Below are 23,693 nucleotides of genomic sequence, written 5' to 3' on the forward strand. Positions count from 1 at the left end.
TTCACGATCAATTAGGAATGTGGTTGAGGGTATACCAGGCCTCGGAAGACCAGAGTGAATTCCCCTGTTGGCTGCGGAGGTCCTCTCGTAATTTGAAATAGACCACGTGTTCTTCTTTCAACCCGGGTACTTTTACCTGAATTTTTTTGCCATTTTCCGCGAGGACCATTTCTTCTACGGAAAGCTGCGTCAAATCTAATTTTGGTCCCCCATAAGCCGGCGTCGGTTCGTACCTCCACTGCTGCAACTCCAGAAGGGATGGATCCAGGTCTTTCGTTGAAATTGGCTCTGTCAGTTCGATTTCAAATCCATCCGGCTTTGCCCGAATTGCCAACATTTCAAACGTGGATTGCCCATTGTACCGGATCTTTTCCAGCCCGTATTGGTTTTCCTTCCAGCTCCAACCCCCAACCATGCCTACTTCCCCTACGTACAAGGCGCCATCGGGGCCCCATACCAGGCGGTTGACTCCCGCGGTAAATCCCTGAGAAAAACGAAAAACGGCACCCTGGTATTCACCCTTTACGCTTTCGAGAAAATCCCGTTTAATACCTCCATTGCTAACGTCTCCGTGCAACAACTGACCTTTGTATGGTCCGTCTTTCATAAGGATCGGTTCGGAGGGAGAGTTACCAATCTCTTTGTCCGGCAACCAGATTGCCGGCGGTACCATCTCTGGAGGATTTCGGGCCTCTTCTTCTGACAAGCCCCAGGCCATCCCATTGTATACTCCTTTTCTGACGTGTATGAGTTTATTGGCTGGCAGCCATTGTCCCTGGTTATCGGTCACAAATATTTCATCCTCCATACCCAGACCAATACCATTAGGCGTTCGCAACCCGTAATCCATCCACTCGTAGTTACCCTGACGGTCAATTTTCAACGTCCTGCCTCGATCAGCCAACTGCCGCTCGTTTTCCATCAACCGCATGGCCATGGACAGGGTGATATAGAAGTGATCCTCTTTGTATACAAGTCCAAAGGCAAACTCGTGAAAATCGTCACGTACGCCCCAGCCGTCGCAAACGACCCGGTACTCGTCCATCAGATCGTCTCCATCGTGATCGATCAGCTGGGTCAATTCGTGCTTTTGTAAAACAAAGACTTCTCCGTCTACCACCTTTACTCCCAGGGGCTCTGCGAGTCCGGAAGCGATTCGCTTGACACGGACGGGTGCGGAATCTCCATCCAAAATACCATCCAGCAGGTACAATCCACCAATGGAATCCCAGGTACTGACCAATAAGCGGCCATCCGGCAAAAAATCCATTCCTCCTACCCGTGGTTTGAACGCATCGCTGTGCAATGTCTCCAAGGTATAGCTGGGATGAACGCCTTGTAGAGGTACACCATGCCCCGGACGGACCGTCGGACTTTCCGAAGTAGACATCGTCTTTTTTGAGGCGACAGCGCGGGTACCGGTAATCTCCTTCTCTTTCTTCCGTTTGTGCGTAAAGATGTAATCCAACATGGTTTTGATCTCGCGGGCGCTCAAATCCGGGTGTGGATTCATGTGCGTCTCCCCCCAGACACCGGTGCCACCAGCTTTGATCTTTGACGCCAGCAACGCATAACTGTCTTCGTTTTTTGGATAGCGCGCAGCAATCTGAGCGAAGGAGGGGCCTACCATTGCATGCTTCTCTTCGTGGCAGGTATAGCAATCACTGTTTTCCATCCACAAAATCCCCAGATGATCGTAACTGTCCCCAATGGCGGGAGGGGATTGCTCGGGGAGTTCTTCAAAAAAATCTGTAAGGACCAGTGTCTTCGATACCGCTACCTCACGGGATTTGTCGGAAGAATGCAGCATCACTTCCAAGCCCTCCGGGATATCAGAGCCCGCAAAAGAACGGTGAAATCCCGGTTTTCCTTGCCCATTGCGTACAAATTCCGGGCGTTCACGAAGTTTGATCCGGGTGCCGTCTTCGAGTACCAGTTCAAAATCAAGGGTTATTTCGTTTCCTTGAAGCAAATATCCCTTGTATTCGGTAGTAACCGGTACTTCCTTTCCATTACGCCGAACCGTCCATTGATTCGGTAGCGATTCATCCGGATAATAGGAGGTTCCCCAGGAACTGGGTTGAACGTTTTTTTTATTGGTGAAAACCGTCCCCTCGCGAAGGACACCCCCCTTCCAAACCTTGTATAACTGCCCTTTTCCTAAATCGTATGCAGCAAAACAGGCGGAATCAAGTGCCAGCGTCAACATCCTGGGTCGCCTGTCAAGTACCGACCGGAAGGCCCATGGATCCATCGGTCGTACCAGAGATTCCTCCTGGGTATCTCCGCAACCCGAATTACCCGCAAGCAACAAAAGCCCTGCAGTCCAGCAAAAGAGCCTCCGCAGCAAGCCAATAGGTGGATTCGTTGGTATAGTCTTTTGTCTCATTAGAACGGTCCTTTATTGGTTGTCGTGAGGGCTTCCGGACCTCCGGGCATGTCACCACGGATTCGCTCCTGATCCAATGAGTGCCCGGTTTCTTTATCGTACCAGTCTTGTGTCAACTGCCTGGGTACCGTATCGTCTGTCTCGGTGCTCCACTTTTCCAACATTCCGCGCATATACTCCAGCACCCCTCCTTCTTCTCCGGGAATGGCCCGATTGAGCAATTGATAAGTATCCTCCCCGGTCACACGGTACAGCTCCTCTGCCGGTCTGGGTGCCATGAAAACGTCCACCTGCGCGGGGTTAAGACTCCCCGCTTCGCGCAACCGCTTTAAATCAGCGAAAGCATCGCTGCTATTTGAATCTGCCGGGCCGGGATTGCTGAACCCGGGCCGGTTATTCTTGATGTACAGGTAGTCTTTGGTACGCACCATGCGGGAGTGCGCTTCGTAGTCGTGCCAATTGTGCTCTGCAAAAACAACTTGCCGAAAGGGCAAACCGGGGTTTTTCAATACGGCACTAAAACTCTTCCCCTGGAAACCATCCGGAATCGGGACTCCCGCAAGTTCCAAAAAAGTAGGGGCCAGGTCGATGCTGCTAAGCAGACTCTCCGATACCCTACCTTCCTGGCCGATGCCCTGCGGCCATTTAATAAACAACGGAGACTTGATACCGGAATCGATCAGCCGCGTTTTGCTTCGGGGAAAGGGCCGGCCGTTATCGGAGAGTACCACAAGTATTGTGTTTTCCAGAACCCCTTGCCTTTTGAGTTCTGTTTCCACTTTTCCGATAAAAGCATCAAATCGGGAAATTTCATCGAAATACCGGGCTAGGTCGGCCTTTGTCGCCGGAGCATTCGCAAGGTAGGGAGGTACGTCCACCGCATCCGGGCTGTGCGTGCCAGAAAACGGATTGTTGCCCCAGGGACGATGTGCATCCAGTGAGGCCAACCAAAGGAAAAACGGCTTGTCCCGAGGCCTTTGCTGAAGCAGAGGTACCCACATCTCCTCTCCCCCATCCCCTATCTCCGGACCTTTGTCGTAGATCCGGTCAAAACCCCTTCGGGCGGCCGGGCCCAGGTGCCATTTTCCAGCCTGGCCGGTAAAATACCCGGCATCCTTTAAAAGCTCCGGGAAAATGGCGACGGACTCGGGAAGCGGCGTATGCAGCTCAGCAGCTCCTGTGTTGTGCGGGTAGCGCCCAGCTATCAGACTGCACCTACTGGGGCTGCAGGAGCTGGCCGTGAGAAAGAAATTGGTAAACCGAAGCCCCTCGGCAGCCAGCCGCTCGAGGACCGGCGTCTGAACCTGCATCTGTCCGTAAGGACTGGTGTCTTCGTAGCCAATATCATCGGCAATGATCATCACGATATTGGGCCGTGTGTCCTGCGCAGCAAGAGGGGTAGACGTAGCGAACGTGAGAATCGCCAGAAAGAAACAAGCCATCGGTATCTTTTTCATTCCCTAAAATCCTTTTCAAAATCCGTATCGTTAACCCAACCCGTGTTGAATGGCTCTCCTTGCATGAACCGGCGATAGAAATCCCGCTGATTTTCCTGGGCGTACTCGTATTCATCGAAAATGTGGCCCTTTCCGAACATCCGCGGATCCTCCTGGGCTTTTAATTGCCGGAACAGCTCATCCCTCAGGTTTTCCTTGATAGCTTGGTATTCCGGATGCAACGCCAGGTTATTGAGTCCTTCGGGATCTTTCGTACGGTCGTACAATTCTTCCTGCGGCCTTTTTCCAAAATTCAAGTTCCAAAAGTAGCTTTTTCCTTCTACCCTTCGCTGATTAAGAATCACAGTTTTGGTAGGGCTGCCGTCGGTATTCAGGTACCCTGTTTCCGGATTTCCGGCCGGCCAGCGGTCCGTTTCAAAATTGTGAATATAGGTGTAGGCCTCGGTTACCAGGGCCCGTATGGGGTACCCCTGATCGTCAGGCCGGCCAATATCGTGGCGCTCTTTTCCTAACAATACCGCATTTCGTTTGGGGTCGATTTTTCCGGATGCTTCACTCAGAAAGATGGGGACCAGGCTTTCGCCTGCCATGGGTGCCATTGCCGTACCCGCAACGTCCAACTTTGCAAGCTCTAAAAATGTAGGAGAAAAATCGGTGAAATTCACAAAATCCTCAATGACTCTACCGGGGTTTTGGATGCCATTTCCCCACATGATCGCCAGTGGTAAGTGATTGGAATATTCGTATACCTGCCCCTTGACCCGGGGAAAGGGCATACCATTATCCGCGGTAACTACGACTACCGTATTTTCCAGTTCTCCCCTCCGTTCCAACTCCTGAAGCATTAGCATCAAATGCCGGTCAAAATACTCCACCTCGAACGCATAGTCCAGCAGGTCGTTTCGAACCGAGTCATTATCTGGCCAAAAAGCAGGCACCTGATGGATGTCATCCAGGGATTTGCCGCCCAGAGCAACCCCGGAACCATAGGCATAGGCGCGATGGGGTTCGGTAGAGCCGTACCAGAAATAAAACGGGGCGTCGGCAGGTTTTTCGTCCAGAAACCTACTAAAATTAGCCGCATAATCGACGGGACTGATCTGCCCGGTGGGCGGATCCAATTTTGCCTCGCTGTACCGGGTACCCGTGAGTAAGCGTGGTTTCCCGTCCGCTTCGCCCGGATTGCCCGGAGCCCATCCCTTGCCAGTAAATCCGGTGAAATAACCATTAGCGCCCAATACTTCAACATGGGAAGCAAATTTCTCCGGAAAAAAAGGGACGTGGTTGGCCGCCTCCTCCAATTGCCAGGAATTCCTTCCCGTAAGAATGATTGACCGGGAAGGCGAGCACTTGGCGTTTGGCGTGTAGGCCCTGGTAAATAGAAGGCCCTCTCTGCCCACCCGATCAAATGCGGGAGTTTTCAACCAATCCGTACCATAGCTCCCCGCATGTGGGTAGGACCAATCGTCCGCAATGGCAAAAAGGATATTTGGCCTGCCAGGCTCCGATGGCTCTTCCCTTCCGCAGGAAGATAAAAGCAACAGGCCAAAACAGCCACATATCAATAGGTTATTGCGGAGTATCATGGGTCGGACTAGTTTGAAGAAACACAACGGAAACCCGTATGCTCGAGGCCAGTGTCAGGCGATGATTTCATTTTTGCACTCACCCGATATCCTTCACAGTAAGATACGTTGCAAAGAAAAGATCCCCCTTTTACAATCTTTTTTGGAACCGTCGGTTCCTGAGGGTCGTAGCTGTCTGATGGACCTTGGGGGTTTACCTGTACTTCATTTGCCAGGCGAGAATAGTAATCCTCCCGGTACCAGTCATTTGTCCACTCCCAAACGTTTCCCGCCATGTCGTACAAGCCATAGGGGTTGGCATCGAAGGACTTGACAGGCGCCAGGCCTTGATATCCATCCTCTCCTTTATCGGTCACCGGAAACTCTCCCTGCCAAATATTCGCCATGAATCCACTTTTTTCAACGGGGTCATCGCCCCAGGGAAAGGATTTTTCTTCCAACCCCCCCCGGGCGGCATATTCCCACTCGGCTTCGGTAGGAAGGCGCTTTCCAGCCCATTTGGCATAGGCAACCGCATCTTCCCAGGCCACGTGGACGACGGGGTAATCCTCTTTCCCCTCAATGCTGCTGCCCGGTCCCTGGGGTTGTCTCCAACTGGCTTCCGGTGTCCATTGCCACCATTGGGCGGCGTTGTTTAAAGGCACCGACCGGTCGGGTGAATGAAAGGTAAGAGAAGCCGCGACCAGCACTTCGTCGGGCGGTTTTGGTGTGCCTGGCGGCAATTGTTTTTTTATTTCTTCCCAATCGGGCTTTTTCTCTGCGACGGTCACGTAGCCGGTCGCTTCTACAAATTCCGCGAATTGCCTGTTGGTGACCTCCGTTTCATCCATCCAGAAACCGTCCACCTGTACCGTATGCGCAGGAAGCTCGTCCTGCCGACCCCGGTCGTCCGTTGCCCCCCGGGTGTAGGTACCTCCTTCTATCCAGATCATTCCTTCGTGCGAAACCGGCGCATCCCGTTCGGGAAGAGTAGGCGCGGACGCAGCGCTTCCAGAAGCAAATCTATCCGGAATGGTCCCATGGCAATCCGTAATTTCTTCTCCAGCCGCTTCGGTTTTAGCCGAATCGGAGGACGAGGAGCAGGAAAACTGCCCGGATAGCAATACTATAACAAAAGGCCAATGCCTGTAACGCATGTTCATGTTCGTTCTTTTTTATTTATCGGGTTCAATTTAATGAAGTTCGCTAAAAAGCCCTATGGATCGTATTAATTTTTGATAAACGTACCCTTCTTTCCATGATCCGAACGCCTACCAATTGCCCCTCAGGTAGGCCAATCGGCGTTCCACTTCGGGATTCAAGGCGCTTACTTGCAGACTGGCCGGATCCGTCTCCGGCTGATACCCGCTGTGATCAAGAAAATACACCAGCGTATTCAACCCAATCAAGGCGGCAACCGGATCAGGGACACGCTCAATCCAGGAAAAAAGGGCAGGAAACGGGTTCCTGACCTCTAAAATACCGGCTAATTCAATGGCACGTAGCTGCACCATGGCTTCGGATTCCTCCTGCCAATCCGGAAACTCGGCATAGTCGCTGCCGATGCCTTTTCCAAAAGATGCGGCCACGGTATAGGCCCAATACCTTTCCAATGGCGTTCCTTTACGAACGGTCCTGATCAGCTCGTCCCGAATCGCAGGCCAAGGTCGGGTAGCCCAGTCGGATACCGCTATTGCCCGCGCCAAATCGGCATGCCGGCTTCGGCCATACGCCACTGGATTCGCCACCGCTTCTTCCAGAAACCAGTTTTCCGGTAAAAAGCCCAGGTCGTTGTTTGCTGTCAACCAACTGCTCAACGCCTTTCGCATGCTGTGTAGCCGGCTGGCCATACCCGGTTCCTCAGCCAGATTTTTGGTTTCGAAGGGATCATTCTCTACGTCATAAAGCCGCTCTACAGGCTTGGCTGCAAAGAAGGCGCTCTCCATGGGATCTAACCCTCCTTGTCCGTGCAGGCTTCTCCATTGGGCATATGCAAGCATCTTGTAGCGGTAATTGTTGTGCAAGGCATCCGGATACCAGGGCTGGTAACTTCGAATGTATTTCCACTTACCCTTCCGCAAGGAGCGGACCATTTCGTATTTCTCATCAAAGCGATCGGCATAGCCGTATGCTTCATCCCGGGATTCCAACTTCTTTCGGGAAAGACCCTTTCCTAAAAACGGCTGCCCGTCCATGGCCTCCGGGATTTCGATGCCCGCAAGGCGAAGAAGCGTAGGTGCAAAGTCGACAAAACTAACAAAAGCCTCCGGAGAAGCTCCAGGTTCATAGGGAACCAGCTCCCGGTAATTCTCGGGTATACGAACCACCAGTGGTACGTTCAGGCCGGTTTCAAACAAATACCCTTTGCTCCCGGGCAGTACGCCGCCGTGATCTCCAAAGTAGAACACAAAGGTGTCCTCCAGCAGCCCAGCCTCTTCCAATTCCGCAATTTTCCTGGCCACCCAATCGTCGATTTCCCGGATTTTGTCCCGGTGATAAGCCGTGGTGTAGCGAAACAGCGGCGTATCCGGATACTGGGGAAATAGCTTCACCAGCGCAGGATCGTCCGCAGGCCGATACGCTTCCATCCGCGCTTTGTCGAAATGCAACCGGCTCTCATGCGATTCGGTAAAGGTTTCCTGATGAAAAAAAGGTTGATCGGGTTCCGGCCGATTCTGCCAGGAAGCCTGATTCGACGAAACGTCCCATACCCCTTCTCCTTCGATTGCATTGTAATCTTTTTTTGAATTATTGGTGGTGTAATACCCGGCCTTTCGCAAATACGCCGGGAACATGTCCAATCCCTCTGGCATGGGAACCGGTTGTACCTTACGGTGCAGGTGCATGCCGGTACGGGTGGCCAGGGTACCACTGATCAGGGTACTTCGAGCCACCGAGCATACGGGAGCATTGGAAAAGGCATGGGTATATGTAAGACCCTCGGTTGCCATCTTTTCAAGGGCTGGTGTAGATACCCCATTCGGATCAAACAACTTCATAAAATGCTTGGAATTATCTTCCGAAATTAAAAACACCAGGTTTGGAGGTCTATCCTTTTTCTCCGGACGAGTCGCTCCCGCCGCCGCCAAACCGGGAATAAATATCCCGAGGCAGGCTATCCAAGTCATGAAAAAGGTACGTGTCAAAAACTGTCTCATCGGTATACAAGAAAATTTACGTAAGGGAAAGAACATGGTGAAACGGCGTGAAACCCGTTAGAAATACCGTTGGCGCATCCTGTTTGGGCAGGGCGCCACGAATCTGCACCCATCGATGCCGGTGTAATCCCGGGCCAAACCGAATCGCCGAACCGGCATGGGAATAGGTTCCGGTTCCTGATTTCAAGTAATAGGTGTCTTCCAGCGTTTCGTGCGGAACGGTACCCACAAAAGTACCTCCGGGCCTGAAAATAAGTTCCAAGGCTACCGGTACGCGATCGGTGCCATCAATACTGATTTCCACCGAAAAGCCTTGCGCCTCCTCCCGCACGGTCACTTTGCTATAGAGCTCCTGCACCTCGGACTGAGGGCGCTCCGACCGGGGCATTTTGGCCCAATCTCCATCTCCGGGAATCTTCTCTTGCGGAAACGGTTGGTAATAGGGTCCTTTCAGGTAACTGCTAAGGATAAAGCCCTGCTCGCCCTCGGTCAGGCTTTCGGAGACGAATTGGCCTTTACCAAAAAAAGCACTGGCAAAGCGAACTCCCTGTAGCGCCAAACCGGCTTTGTGGAAGGTGAAAAATACGGGGCTTTTAGCCAATATGGAGGCATCGTAACTTCCACGCCTCACCCGGGCAAGGTTCGAATTTGGAAAAACCTTGGAATAGGAGCTGGGAAGGGCCTGAGCAGCAGGTAATTCTTCCCATAAGCTTTTGTCTTCCAGAAAATAGTACAGAAAACCTGCCGTCTTTTCGAAGGCCGTTTCCTCAATCAGGCGGCAAGCAGCCGCATACTGTCCGTTCCCATCTTTTAACGCCATGTATCGATAGGGGTAATAGTAATTTTCCAGCGTACCGATGATGGAATTGTCCTGCCGTCCGGAAGCTTCCGTGACAATCTCCCCGTTGGGATGCAGGTAATAAAAATTCATATTCAGATTCCTGCGGACATACTCATAGAGTTGCGGTTTGTCGAATCCCCGCGCCGTGCTGATCAGCACCCGATTACTCAGGGAAGAATAGATGTAGCTGCTTTTTTCCTCGTATTGGCCGTCTGCGTCCATATCAATCCCTTCGGAAAGCCAGCGTTCGGCACGGGCCAGGTAAGCCGGATCCTGCTTTATTTTGTATAACTCGGCCAGGGCCGAACAAACCACCCAGCGGTGGTTGGGGGTATGAATCCCTCCTACTTTTAATGCTTCTCCCGCTTGCAGTAAAAACTGCTTGAGTGGCTGGGTGATCCGATCTTTGCCTGGCACAGCGCTGCCTCCCAGCAACCGCCACACCGGCGAAAGCCATTTGACGATAAAACCTGTGTCCGGAGTGGAATGAAAGTTCGTTGATAACAGGTCGATCGTGCCATCGCTGTGCTGCAAGCTCAGGAGGAAACGAGCGGCATGGCCCATTTTTTCAACCAGTGCCTCATCCGCATAATGCACCGATTCGGGACAGACCAGTGCACAACCCCCGGTTTTGAGAAAGGCGGTGGCAGCATGGGGAGAAGGCATGCCGTTTGCGTCCAGCACCCCTCCCACATCCGGATCGTCCCGATCTTCCACCAGGCGGGGCAGAAGGTTCCCCAGATTGGCATCGTTTTTCCGTATCATCCGGACCAGCCAATCGGGCTTTTCGGACCTTTCCCTGGAGTGTGCAGCAGGGCTTTTGGCTTCTGGCACCAGTAAATTCGGCGCAAAAGGTGCCAATAGCATCAAGTGGCCATTGTGCTTGATGAATTTTCTTCGGTTCATTCGGGCTTTGTTTCAAGTTTACGGAACCAAGGTAAAAAAAATCAAGCTACTTCCCTTTGACTAGCAGCAGATAAAATACGGTTTTTAACCGGCGAGCCCTGGTCTAAGCCCTGTCCCGGCCTGAATTCCTTCGTAGACCCCGGGAAAAAGGCCTCGGTCTCGGTTATCCTACTGCTTCCAAAAGCGATTCCCGAAGCCGTTTGGCAACGATCTTTTCCTGTCCCTTTTCCAGCATAAACACCGCTACCCGTATGTAATCCTCACTTTCCCAGGAAATGGTTTCGATGGAAGGCGAACCGTTTCTCATTTTTTCTCCAAGCAGCTTCCCTGTAAGACTCACCCGGTCCTTGTCCCAGGATACCTTCAGCGTGGGGTTTTCATTGGCAATTTCCGGAATAACGGTCTCCGTCCGAATGCCCGGGATATCGGCCAGCGCTTCGGCAATGTAGGCAACCCGGTTTTCCCAGGTTTTCCAGATTTTGTCGTGGTCCCGGTTGATGAAGGTTTCTAAAGCAATGTACATGCCGAGAATTTCTTCCTTATTTACTTTGTTTCCACGTCCGATATTTCCGCCACGAGGAGGCGAATGCAGCCGGGCAGCTTCAATCAAATCCTTCCTTCCCATCAGGATACCCGCGCTCTGCGGTCCACACATGGCTTTTCCTCCCGAAATGGCCACCAGGTCATACCCCATGTCGTTGTATTTCCAAAGATTCTCCACCGGCGGCACGTCGGCTGCGATGTCGTTCATGGTGGGGATGCCATGCTTTTTCGCAACTTCTATCCAGGTTCGGTGTTTGATTTGCCCCTGTGGTTCCTCCCGGTTTAAAAACCACATCATGGCAGTTTTTTCGGAAATTGCGGCTTCCAATTCTTCCAGCGTCTCCACGAGCACCAATCGGGCACCGGTATTTGTCAACGCATGGTGGTAGCCATTTGCATGGGTCTTTTGGAGGATGATTTCGGTTTTCATACCGCTTCCTTCCAGGAAGGGCAACATGGCCACTATCTTCGGGTCTTTGCCCGTGAGTACACCCGCCGTCCCCAATACCAGGGCCGACCAGCAGCCGGCTGTTACCATGGCTGCTTCGGAGTGACACAACTCGGCGATTTTCTTCCCGACGGCATCCTGCACGTCGTCAAGCATCACGTAGTGCCTGGACGATTCATTGATCGTTTCCATGACCTCTTCGGGCATCAGGGAGGCCGTCATGGAGGTATAATTACCAGCGGCATTGATGAAGGTCCGCAGGCCCAATTCCTGAATTAAATTCCGTTTCACTGGTGCCGCAGCAGTGGTTGCGGCCGCTGGCAAAGCGATACCCGTTCCCAGTAGCCCTCCAAAAAAAGGAAGGGCGGTGATTCGCTTGAGTAATTTTCTTCGTGTAATCATAAGCTCTGGTTTAAAATCCATTAACAATGGGCAGTACGATGTGACTGGGGCGGTTTCCCCCGTGGTGGATCGTTTGCGCTGCGACGCGCACCTCTGCATCCGCTCCCAGCGGCTTGCCCGTATTGGGGTTTCGGTCAAACTGCGGAAAATTACTGGAGGTGATATCGACCCGTATGCGATGACCTGGCTGAAACACATTTGCCGTCCCCATCATCTCAATTTCGAACTCGTACACTTGATTCGGGGTGAGCAGATTGATCCGATCCAGACCATCTTTGAAGCGGGCACGAAGGATGCCTTCCGATACCGGATAGGCACTGCCATCGGGGTACACGTCCACAAGCTTGATCATCCAGTCGGTATCGGGACCGTCGGTAGCGGCATGTAGTTTCATGGTGACGGGACCAGCCACCGTTACCGGCTCCGTAAGGTAATCCGAAGTATAGACCAATACATCGTTTCTGCGCTCAATGATGCGCTGATCCTTGGGCCCGGCAATGGTTGGGCTGCCACAGCAATTATTTCCCCCATAGGTCATGACGGGAAGGTTGGGATCGTAGCGATAGGTATCGGTTCCTGCCGAAGCGGGCTTATCGAAGGTAAGCCTTCCGGATCCACGAAGGGAATTGGCCGGCCCCTCCCCTGTGAGGTAAAGTTCCTTGTATTGCGTACCCGGAATGGGCCAATCCGCTTCCTCCCTCCAGGTATTTTCTCCCATGTAAAATAACTTTACCGGCTTTTCCTTATCCAGACCGTTGTCGATCCCCTTTAGGTGAAAGTCGTAGTAGCGCAATTCCTCCTCAAAAAGGTCCACATACGCGTGTTCCCCAAATTCCAGATCACCGAATCCGGTACCCGGACCGTGTCCCCAGGGCCCGACAAGCAATTTGGTACCGGCCCGAGCGGCAGCTGTTCCACCATTTTTTTTCATACCGGTATACCCGTTCAAGGTCCCCATCAGGAAGATATCAAACCAGCCGCCGGTATTATAGGCCGGAACCATCACCTGGTCAAAACGTTCTTCATCACTGATGGATTTCCAATAGTCGTCATAGCTTTCGTGTGTCAGCCAATCCCGGTAGTGGGGCACTGCATATCCGGCACTCTGAAGGTCCCCGTCCTTCAGCGGAAGGTGCATCAAAATATTTTCGTATTTCAATTCCTCTGGGGTGTAGGATGCCGTGTGCCAGTGTTGGGGCAACATGATGCGATTGGGCATGCGTACCACGCCCCAACCGTAATTGAAACTGAGCCGAAACGCACCCCCCATGGTGATCCAGTTTGCATACAAGTTGGTCGAAGCTACCGATGGAAAAATGGCATCCAGGCTGGGAGGACTTTGGCTGGCAGCTGCCCATTGGTTGTGCCCCAGGTACGAGCCGCCTTGCATGGCAATCTTTCCGTTCGAAAAATCCTGCTCGGCAATCCATTCAATGGTATCGTGGCCATCGTTTGCCTCGTCCCGGAAGGGATCCCACTGCCCTTCGCTTTCGTAGCGACCTCGTACATCCTGAACAATGCCGATGTAGCCCCGCTGTGCAAATTTTATCATGCGCTCGTGGTGCACACCTTCCCGTTGCAATCCATAAGGGGTACGGGTGACTATCACCGGATATTTTCCCGGTTTGACCGGGCGGTAGATATCGGCATACAGAATGGTTCCGTCCCGCATGGGTACGGGAACCTGCCGGACGATCCGAATTTCGTTTTTTACCGGGTCGGGATCATTCGCCGCCATCGGAGCAAATGCGGAAAGGTACAGGGAAGAATAGAAGAAAGCGGCAAGGAGCAAAAGATGTTTCGGATAAAACCCTTTGCCGAAAAAGCGGAATGTATGGAATGCTTGCATGTGGTTATTGGTTAACTGGCAAATTATATGTTTAGTAAATGGAATTAGCGTTGATAGTAAGGGTCCCACCAGACAGTGCTAGTAAATGAGTTCCCAACATTCTGACGATTATACGCATCCATAAACGACTCCGGGTTTAGTGTAATTTCGGAATCTGGTATTATCAACCGACGGGGTATTGTACCGCCGGTTATATTTCCAGGATAATTGGTCGGAATCAGTGTTGGATAGTTGGTTCGGCGCCAATTTGCGAAAATTTCGTAGTTATCTAAAATTAGCGAAACCCACTTTTGCGTACTAATTTGTTCGAGTCTTTCATCAAATGTACCATTAAATAAATATGGATTTCTTTCTATATAAGATTCAATTTTCTCATCAGAAATGAATCCCTCATCGCCAAACAATGACCAATGACGCATAGCAGCCCGGACAGCATCCTCATAGGCGATTTTCGCATCCTCGGGGTACCAACCCCTTAGTGAAGCCTCCGCGAGCAGCAACAGTGTTTCCGCATTGGTCATCGTGAGAACGGGACTAGCAAAATTCAAAATAGTATTGGGATGTGGTTCGGAATAAGTTTGAAAGTCATCGGGTTCACCGAAAAATGCTCCATTTTTCATCCCACGCTGTAATACAGTCGTCGTATCATATATGTAACCATTTCCATCAGGAGCATCTACCCAAACAACTGAAATAACATTCAATCTGGGGTCCCCAGTTGATTTTAGGTGATCGATAAGAGTTTCCGAATATTTGCCTCCTTGGGTATTACTAATTCCAACTTGTGGGTCCTGATAATCTTGTTGAAGCAAAACAGCCGCTTTGGGGTTTCGACTATGGGGGATTGGTCCATCTTCAAACGAAACCATGGCTATATCTTCATCAGCGATAATAACCCCTCCCGCTATTGCTTTCTTAACCCATAATTCTGCAATATCTGGTTTTACCTCAGTAAGTCGCATTGCTAATCGCAGCATAAGTGAATATGCAAACTTTTTCCATTTCTCAATATCTCCTGCATAAAACAGATCTGAGTTCCCAAAAGTCGGTAATGTATTATCAAATGCATTTGCATTACGTTCCAATTCCTCAAGCATATGTAAGTAAATAGCTTCCTGACGATCATATTGTGGACGAATTTGGCCATTAACAACCTTCAATGCTTGAAAATATGGTACATCCCCGTGAACATCTGTTACAATATGAAACATATAGGTTTTCCATATTCTTGCAGCCGAAAGTAAGTTTACTTTCTGCGGGTCGTCTATTACTGCCTCTATCACTCGTTCATTGTCCATTAGCGCGGTATTATAAATTGCCCAATGACTTCTCGCCATACTTTCATTAAAGTATTTGTCCCCGGTTCCCCGAACCTCACTGTGCGTCGCAAAATGCTGCATCGCTTGTGCTAATATGAAATGTTGTCCATCAGCACCGTTGGTGAAATTATATGCTGCGCCAACCAATTGAGAATTGGTAAATAAATATTCCGGTACCACTTCCTCGAAGGCGTCTGGGTTTTTATTTAGTTCAGCTAGATCTGTCAAATCACTACATGCAAAGAAGCAAAAGGTTGTTAAAAACAGAATGACTGGTACATTTATATATATAACTCTCATGATTCAATTCGATTTTTCGTAGATAATTTATTTTTTATGTAGGCACCCAGTTAAAAAGTGATTTTAAGGTTTAGACCTACTTCCCTTGTTCGCGGCAGCATTACTCCGGCAAAGTTTTGATTGTTGCTATTAGGATCAAATCCTTGTTCCGGGTCAAAATGGTCAGAATTTCTATAGAGAATCGCCAAGTTTCTGGCCACCAATGACAATTGTGCTGAATTTATTCCCAAATCTTCGATAGCGTTGACAGGAAAACTATAGTTTATTATAAGGTTTCTGAGTTTGACGAAACTTCCGTCAATCATGAAATTTTCAGCATATCGCCCATCATTATTATAATACGTTGACATAAAACTGCCTGGCCAAGTCTGGGTGAATTCATCTCCATTTTCATCGACTCCAGAGTAGGTTAATCCATCTTCTCTCCCGGGCAATGTCTCTTTCAGTAGTCCAAATCGCCACATATACTGCTTATTTTGGGAAAAAAAGTGGTTGCCAAATTTACCATCCAAAAGGACATTCAACGAAAATCTTTTGTACGAAAAGGTGTTTTCAAACCCCATTGTAAAAGGAGGAACACCAATACCGAGGGGTTGCACCGGACCTTGCATCGCATAGCGGCTTCGACTATCGTAAACTCTAACACCTTCTTCATTGTACAGGTAACTCCTCCCAAAACGGGTACTAAGATCCCTACCCAACAAACTATTTGCCCCGGTGGCCTGTCCTTCAGCCAGGGTAATGACTCGGTTTTCGTTGTAGCCCAAATTATAGCTGGTATTCCAAGTTAAATCGCCTTTCTTTAACGGAACACCCGTCAATAGGAGTTCAATACCTCGATTTCTTATTTTTCCCACGTTCAGAAGAATCGACGTAGCTCCAGAGGATGGCGCAATTCCCGTTGGTACGATATCGTCTGTGTTCATTCTCCTGTAATAGGTTAAATCAATCCCAAACCTACCCTGAAGAAAACTTGCGTCTAGCCCAACCTCAAAAGTAGTAGACGTCAACGGTCTCAGGTCAGGATTTGAAATCGCTGTAGACGAAGTTTGTACGGGTACTCCCATATGTCCTCCTGGTCTAAACCCGAAAAGTTGATTGATGGCATAAGGAGAGACAGTAGCACTTCCTACCTCCGCCCATGAGCTCCTAAATTTCGCAAACTCGATACTCTTTGGGAGATTTAATAACCTGGATAAAATAACGTTTCCACCAATCGATGGATAAAAAATCTTGTTATTCCCGGTGCGTAACGTTGAAAACCAGTCTTGCCGGGCAGTTAAACTTAAATAGATAGTCTCCTGATAATTAAAATCCGTCGAAGCAAAAACGGAATTTGTTCCTGATCGTACCAACGCTTTATTTGGGACTAAAATGGCTAGATTCGTGTGGCTTATCCAATCTGGAATGATGAATTCAGACCCTATCAAAGAGGTTGAAAAATTATTGTCCCTTTCCAGGTTTGCTCCCCCCATAGCAGCAAAATTAAAATGCTCCAAAAAGTTAGTACTATAGTTTGCTATTACCCGGGCGTTTGTACGGGACTGTTCGTCGCTGACAGCACGGTACGTTCCAAGGGGACGGAAGGCAGTACCTTTCGGATAGTAATCCTCACCATTCCAACTACTAAAATCTCGCATGAAGTCTGCTTTAACAAATAGGTTTGGTAAAATGTCGTAAGTAAGGCTAGCTTGGGAAATTACCCGATTGCGATAATCCGAATTCCGCATTCTATCTCGGGCGAAATACGGGTTCGTTGCTTGGTTTACGTGTTGCCATTCAATTTCCTGGCCCGTTTCGGGATCGTAGCCAGGAGCCAGACTCCGTATATCTACAGTATTTGCCAACAAGTAGACTCCCCAGGCTGAATTTGTACCCACATATCCCACTCCAGGTCTATTGGTACCTGACTCGTAGTTGTACTGGATCTGCGTATCAAAGCTTAGCTTATCACTAAGAAAGGTTTTTAAATTTAGATTTGCAGTTTGCCTGCTAAAATTTGAACCATGTACAATTGCTTGAGAACGCAAATCAGACATGGAAAATCGATATATCACTGCGTCATTTCCACCGGAAACGGCAATGGTATTCACAATATTCGTACTCGAGCGGTAAAAGTTTTTAATATTGTCTTTTACGTAAACAGGCGAATAGGGTCTCATCACACCATCAAACTGGATGTATGGCTCCCCATCCATTTTTTCACCAAATGATAGCCTTCCGGTACTTTTTGCCTCCCCCTGGTTTCTAGGACGAATTCCTAAGCTACCCTGACCGTATTCATATTGATAATCAGGAAAGATATTTATTGTACCAACTGTGACATTGGAATTAATTTCAACTCCCATTCCCTTTTTTCCCCTGGAACCTTGCTTGGTAGTTATCAAAATAACCCCGTTGGCTGCCTGGCTTCCGTATAAAGCAGCCGCAGCCCCCCCTTTTAACACTGAAATTGACTCAATGTCATCGGGATTTATACTTTGTATCCCGTCGCCCATATCCGTAGTCGCACCATTTGCCTGGTCTAATATCGTAGTTGGGTTATTCGATATTGGCATACCATTAACTACATATAAAGGCTGGTTATTCCCGTTCAGGGAGCCATTGCCGCGAATGACCACTCTACTTGAACTTCCCGGACCACTTGCCATACTTGTTGCATTTACTCCGGCAATTTTGCCCGTAAGGGAATTAGCAATATTGGTCTCTCTTGCCTGAGTAAACTCCTCGCCTTTGACTTCCGTTACTGAATAAACCAGCGATTCCTTTTTTCTCTCCAATCCAAAAGCGGTTACTACCACTTCGCCTAAAGCCTGAGATTCATCCTCAAGAATGATTGTAAGGGAAGTTTGGCCACCTACTGCTACTTCCTTGGTGGCATACCCAATAAAAGAAACTACTAAAACCGCTCCTTCCGTAACATCCAACACAAAGCCACCGAATAGGTCTGTAACCGTACCGTTCGTCGTACCTTTGACCAAGATCGAAGCCCCCGGGATTGGCTCACCCGATGAATCAATTATTTGTCCCTTTATTTGAGGTAGTGAACGTTCCGTGATTCTATCCTTGACGGAAAGTGAAATCGATCTTTCTTCTAAAGCAGGAGGATTGGGAATAACATAAATCGTGCTATTCACACGTTTAAACTCGAAGTCTGAGGTTTGTGCCAAGTATTCCAATACTGCTCTTAAATTGCTATTAGGAAACATAAAACTAAACGTTCTATTGCTGTCAACGAGGGTTTGATTATAAGCAAATCTAAACGATGTCTTATCCTGAATTTCATCTAGAACTTCTGTAAGAGATTTCGATTCCACGTGGATTGAGATCTTAACATGTTCTAAACTTTGGCTATTTGAAGGAGTAGCCAAAATGAATTGCATAGCCACTATTTGTACAAAGAAGGCAAAAAGAAGCCTTTTTGATGCCATGATCAATAGTTTTAGTAAATTAATTTTCATAATTTTAAGTGCTTTAATCTTGTTTGTGAACTGATTCAATTAATAAGGTTTGAGCATTGATCCAGAGCTGTTGCCGCAGTTTCTGGATCTTTTTATCTTGATCTTTGTTTTATCATAGGCCTAACCGTTTATGCATTTTTTAATCGTTAGTGTAATGGTTCTCGTTGAGATATCTGTTTCGTAGGAAAAATCTAATATGTTTTTCAAACCCTTTATAATAGTTTCAATTCTTTCACCCTCGTACCTTCCAGTAATCAAACAGTTTACCTTATTCGAATCATCAGTAAATTTGATCGTGACACCGTAAGCTCTTTCCAAAACTTTAAAAACTTCCTCGGCAGGCAGCGAGTTAAACTGAAGACTGCGTGTATGCCAACCGATAAAAAAATCGGGGTTAACCTCTTTTACTATCATTAGGTTTTCCTCGATTACAACCTGCTGCCCTTTAGACAGTAGAACATTATTAGTGGTATCTGAGCCCCTAACGCTTACTCTACCCTCAGCTACAGTTACTTCTGGTGTTTTAAACGTGTTCACATTAAAAATTGTACCAAGAACCCTCACCTCGGCTTCACTAGAAACTACCTTAAACGGCATATTCGGATTTGTTTTCACCTCAAAATAAGCTTCTCCATGTAGTTTGACCACTCGCTCATCCGGCCCAAAAAACTCAGGAAATTCTAAGCGGCTATTCTCATTTAAACGAATCATACTACCGTCACTGAGAATAATTTTTGCCCTATTTCCCGTTTCGGTTGTTTTGACTATCCAATCAGGTTGAGGTGGAGAATCCTTTAATCCAACGTAAAGAACTGAAAAAATTAACCCGATTAAAAAAAGGGATGCCGCATAGCCTAAAGAAGAGATGACAAACCTCCGGATTTTTGCTCTCCTTCGATTACGTGAAAAAATCTCCCTTAAAATTTTCGATTCTGCTTCCTTCATGTAGTCAGAATCGGGCTCTCCTCCCCTCTTTTCAAGTTCGCCTAGCAACAATTCGAACCTTTTCCGCCCTTTCTCAGCAGAATTTGACGATAGAAAGCGTTTTGCCAATTCAAAAACAGTCTGGTTTTTCATGAATACTTATAGGTCTATACTAGTAAAGTACTCCTTAAGCTACCAGTCAGCTAGTCGTGGAAAAAAAAACTTTTTTACTGCAACATTCCAATCATCACGGCCATTTGGAGAGATTGCCTCAAAAAGCACAATGCCTTTTTAATATGATTTTCAACAGTAAAAACCGAAATACCTAGTTTAGCCGCAATTTCCTTGTTGGACAAAAATCCATAGCGACTTAACATAAAAACAGACTTACACTTATTGGGCAACTGATTTATCGCTTCTTCTAGCATCCGTCGGGTATCAAGTTCCTCCAAATATTCTTCGGTAGCATTTGTCGCCTCCCATTTTTCAATAAACTTCAATTGCAAAGGGCTAAATTTCAGTGCTCGGAAATGCTTGGCCAACTGGTTTCTGGCAGCCCCGAATAAATATGCCTGAAGGTTTTCAATCGACGATTTTCTCGGATTTCTCCATAGGCCAACGAAAATATTTTGAACCAAATCCTCAGCTGTTTGTTTGTCTTGGGCTATCTTAAAAACATATCGAAAAACGGCAGGAAAATAGCGTTTGTAAATAACTTCAAATGCCCGTGAATGAGATTTTTCCTGTAAAATCAACAATAACTCAGCATCGGTGCAAGCAGTTAGATGTTTCAAAACTCATCTGGTTTTACTAATTTTGAGACTATAAACTGATCTGAATTATCAGACAAGGCAACAATGTTCAAATAAAACTAGCCAAAGAAGTCCCGCTTTTAATTCTACGGAGAATCAACTCTCATGATATTACAGAGGTTAAATTAATGCATTAAATTTATAAAAAAAACATTTTCAAATAAAATACCAGTCCAAATATAACCAACCACCCTTCTTATCCACAAATAGCTTCGGAATATTTAATATACCTCGAGCTTTGCGAAGATTTCGAGTTTACAGAACTATTTATTCAGTGGTTCTACTCCCCATATGCCCAACGCACCTGCTCCCAAATGGGGGCTCCGTCGTTTTTTTGAACCGGTCCGGGCGTGCTTCTTCCCGCTTTGATCAATCCGATCAATTCGTCCTTCAATGTCGCCACCCGCTCGGGGTACCGTGCTACCAGATTGTTTTGCTCTGCAGGGTCCGCTGCAAGGTTGTACAACTGAAAATCGGGTAATCCCTCCAATCCCCCACTGCTAAGTGGTGCGGTCCAGCCTCCCGACCCCGGCCAACATATCAATTTCCAATCTCCCCTACGAATGGCGAAGCGCCCTTCGATGGAATGATGAACGATGGAAGCCCGTTTGGATTCCGATGGCCGCCGCATCAGGGTCGGTAGAAAACTGAAGCTGTCCTCCGCGGCATCTTCGGGTAGGGATTTGTCCAGTATTTCCGCAACCGTGGCCATTAGGTCCGTGGTGCATACCAACTGGTCGGAAACGGTTCCTGCAGCAACCTTCGCAGGCCAGTGCACCAGGAAAGGTACGCGGTGTCCTCCCTCGTAAATATCCGCTTTGTGCCCCCGCCAGCCGTTGCTGGGATCGTGACCCACCTGCGCAAGTTCCGGATAGTCGGCCCGGGGGGAACATCCGTTATCCGAGGTGAAAATGATCAGGGTATTGTCCAGCTGTCCGTTTTTTTCCAAGGCCTGCATCACCCGTCCCACCAGGTCGTCTACCTGCAACATGAAATCTCCATACATATTGGCATTGCTTTTTCCCATAAATCCGGATAAGGGTAGTATGGGCGTATGCGGAGCCGGCAAGGCAAAATACAAGAAAAAGGGATTGCTGCTATTGGCCTGCCTATCGATATAGGCAATGGCCTTATCGGTAACATGTGGCAAGGTCTGCGCGTGGTCAAAATCCGACCCGGTAGGTCCTTCCCTCCAATAACCCTTTTCGTCAGCATTACGGGTCAGGCGATCGGGAAGTGCAGTCACCCGGTCGTTTTCCACATAAACATAGGGAGGTATATCGAGGGAACTGCTAAATCCATAGGAATAATTAAATCCTCTTTCCCTGGGACCATTACGGATGGGTTGGCTGTAGTCTACCTCCAGAACCCGGTTCAGATTATCAATCTGCTCGTACTTCTCTTCAAAGGCCCAGTCCCATCCCAGGTGCCATTTTCCCACAAACGCCGTGTGGTACCCGGCCTGCTGCAGAAATGCCCCTACGGTAAGCCGATCCGGAGAAATCAACGGAGCCGAGTAGCCACCCAATACCCCGCTTTTTAATTCCGAACGCCAGTTGTACCTTCCGGTGAGAATGCCGTACCGCGTAGGGGTACACACGGCAGCACTGGTATGCGCGTCGGTAAATCGCATCCCCTTGCTGGCCAATCGGTCGATGTTAGGGGTAGAAAAGGCCGCCTGGGCGTTGTAACAGGAGGCATCTCCGATCCCCATGTCGTCGGCAAGAATGTAAACGATATTGGGTGGAACGGATTGCTGTCCGGAAACAGGCAGCATCGTAGCGATCCCTACGAAAAAAAGAAGAAAAGAGAGCTTCGGCATCATGGGCGATTCGGTTGGGTTGAGACGGACGGTTCCGTCGATTTAGAGGAAATATACGGGATTCCTTTTGTCAAATCAACCGATTGTCCCGAAAACGGAAAATTCGGGCGGTGGGAAAGGCCAGACCTGTCAGGTTTGTGAAACCTGACAGGTCTCATTCCAAGTCCCGATGCATCGGCCATTCCTTTTTCCCTTCGATGTTTCCTACATGCCCCAAGTCATCAAAAAGGTTTAGAAAATAGTCTGGGCTCCATTTCAATGGCCGGTCCGCTTGTTCAAGGGCCTTCCATCGCCTCCATTTCCAGCAGGGATCGTCGGAAAGGCCAGACGTGTCAGGTTTGTGAAACCTGACAGGTCTCATTCCAAGTCCCGACGCATCAGCCATTCCTTTTTCCCTTCGATCATGTTTTCGACGTGCACCCAGTCATCAAAAAAGTTTAGGTAATATTCTCTGTTTATTTTGGATGGCCGGTCCAGATATTCGTAGGCCCCCCAACTCGTCCATTTCCAATTGGAATGGTTTTCAACAAAACCGTGTTTGACGGGGTTCAAATGAATGTAAAGAAAAGTCTCCTGCCATTGTTGTTCGGAGAGTATGGGCGTCTTTTTAAATGCCCGATTAAACAGGTTTCCCTTCCGATGGAATCGATTATTCATCGCCTTGGTATAGGAATTGAAAAAATCCGAAAAACCCTTTACTGCCGGGTTCTTGGATGGATGCCCGGTCAGACCTGTCAGGTTTTTGAAACCTGACAGGTCTTCACGTACCCCAATCAAAAGATGAAAGGGCATCAAGCAATAGGCGTAGGTATCTATGACCTTTTCCAGGTATTTTGCGTATTGTTTTAGAAAAAATCGATAATTCTCGACTTCTCTGAAAAGGTTTTCCGCACCGTTGGCGTGGTTGAAAATATGGTAGGACTGACCGGGTTCCAATTTAAATGATTCTAAATTAATCGAATTGTAGCTTCCAGGAAATTCTCAAAATTTCGGAACATTACCTATTGGCAAAAGCTTTTTAAAAATACCTTTTTTTGTTAGGTTTCAAAAATTCAGGTGTTTTTAAAACACCTCTCCCGGTAAACAAAAAGGCCTGACAAATCTCATCCCAAGTCCCGATGCATCGGCCGTTCCTTTTTCCTTCGATGTTTCCGACATGCCTCCAGTTTCCAAAAAGTTTAGAAATAGTCTGGGCTCCATTTCAATGGCCCGTCCGGTTGTTCGCGGGCCTTCCATCGCCTCCATTTCCAGCAGGGATCGTCGGAAAAGCCAGACCTGTCAGGTTTTTGAAACCTGACAGGTCTCGTCCGTGCGGGCTACTGGTTTTTGATCGATAGCGGTATTTCCAGCTACTGCGGCGCGCGATACAACCTGATACCGATCAATCCGGTAGCCCTCTTCCTGATTGGCTCACCCCGACTACTAACCCGAGCGGTAGTTACTCGGTAAATTCCCGGGGAAAGGTACCGGCACGACTTCCCTGCTTTCCTTTCCTTG

Annotated in this window: 14 protein-coding genes; all 14 read right to left on the reverse strand. The window is 48.5% G+C overall.

From position 1 onward, the window contains the following. Nucleotides 1–7: 7 nt before the first annotated feature. Entirely contained in the window at nt 8–2,389 is a 2,382-nt protein-coding gene (locus tag ABWH99_RS14660; RefSeq protein WP_375582597.1) for a c-type cytochrome, read from the reverse strand. Then, a complete protein-coding gene (locus ABWH99_RS14665; RefSeq protein WP_375582598.1) occupies nt 2,389–3,846 on the reverse strand; it encodes a sulfatase in 1,458 nt (485 codons plus the stop codon). Before ABWH99_RS14665 ends, ABWH99_RS14660 begins: the two co-directional genes overlap by 1 nt. Continuing rightward, nucleotides 3,843–5,432 (reverse strand): sulfatase, encoded by a 1,590-nt coding sequence (locus ABWH99_RS14670; RefSeq protein ID WP_375582599.1) that lies wholly within the window; start codon nt 5,430–5,432, stop codon nt 3,843–3,845. Before ABWH99_RS14670 ends, ABWH99_RS14665 begins: the two co-directional genes overlap by 4 nt. An 8-nt stretch (nt 5,433–5,440) precedes the next feature. After that, on the reverse strand, nt 5,441–6,574 hold the full coding sequence (locus ABWH99_RS14675) for a formylglycine-generating enzyme family protein (protein WP_375582600.1): 1,134 nt from the start codon (nt 6,572–6,574) through the stop codon (nt 5,441–5,443). 108 nt (nt 6,575–6,682) lie between these two features. Continuing rightward, nucleotides 6,683–8,569: a sulfatase gene (locus tag ABWH99_RS14680; protein WP_375582601.1), complete on the reverse strand. Its 1,887-nt coding sequence runs from the start codon at nt 8,567–8,569 to the stop codon at nt 6,683–6,685. A gap of 16 nt (nt 8,570–8,585) precedes the next feature. Further along, a complete protein-coding gene (locus ABWH99_RS14685; protein ID WP_375582602.1) occupies nt 8,586–10,316 on the reverse strand; it encodes a hypothetical protein in 1,731 nt (576 codons plus the stop codon). 163 nt (nt 10,317–10,479) lie between these two features. After that, nucleotides 10,480–11,709, reverse strand: coding sequence for an aminotransferase class V-fold PLP-dependent enzyme (locus tag ABWH99_RS14690; protein ID WP_375582603.1), 1,230 nt, complete (start codon nt 11,707–11,709; stop codon nt 10,480–10,482). 10 nt (nt 11,710–11,719) lie between these two features. Further along, entirely contained in the window at nt 11,720–13,558 is a 1,839-nt protein-coding gene (locus ABWH99_RS14695; RefSeq protein ID WP_375582604.1) for a CocE/NonD family hydrolase, read from the reverse strand. A 44-nt stretch (nt 13,559–13,602) separates the two neighbouring features. Further along, nucleotides 13,603–15,177, reverse strand: coding sequence for a SusD/RagB family nutrient-binding outer membrane lipoprotein (locus tag ABWH99_RS14700; RefSeq protein WP_375582605.1), 1,575 nt, complete (start codon nt 15,175–15,177; stop codon nt 13,603–13,605). Nucleotides 15,178–15,227: 50 nt separating this feature from the next. Further along, complete coding sequence (locus ABWH99_RS14705) at nt 15,228–18,677, reverse strand: SusC/RagA family TonB-linked outer membrane protein (RefSeq protein WP_375582606.1); 3,450 nt, start codon at nt 18,675–18,677, stop codon at nt 15,228–15,230. Between the two features lie 81 nt (nt 18,678–18,758). Continuing rightward, nucleotides 18,759–19,715, reverse strand: a complete 957-nt coding sequence (locus ABWH99_RS14710; protein ID WP_375582607.1) for a FecR family protein — start codon at nt 19,713–19,715, stop codon at nt 18,759–18,761. A 74-nt stretch (nt 19,716–19,789) separates the two neighbouring features. Further along, nucleotides 19,790–20,356: an RNA polymerase sigma-70 factor gene (locus tag ABWH99_RS14715; RefSeq protein ID WP_375582608.1), complete on the reverse strand. Its 567-nt coding sequence runs from the start codon at nt 20,354–20,356 to the stop codon at nt 19,790–19,792. A gap of 298 nt (nt 20,357–20,654) precedes the next feature. Beyond that, the gene (locus ABWH99_RS14720) at nt 20,655–22,199 is read right to left on the reverse strand and encodes an arylsulfatase (protein WP_375582609.1); all 1,545 of its coding nucleotides are present in this window, start codon (nt 22,197–22,199) and stop codon (nt 20,655–20,657) included. Between the two features lie 354 nt (nt 22,200–22,553). Then, nucleotides 22,554–23,132, reverse strand: coding sequence for a transposase (locus ABWH99_RS14725; protein WP_375582610.1), 579 nt, complete (start codon nt 23,130–23,132; stop codon nt 22,554–22,556). Nucleotides 23,133–23,693: the final 561 nt, after the last annotated feature.

Origin of the sequence: Cyclobacterium xiamenense, assembly GCF_042140265.1 — a bacterium.
GTDB lineage: Bacteria > Bacteroidota > Bacteroidia > Cytophagales > Cyclobacteriaceae > Cyclobacterium > Cyclobacterium xiamenense_A.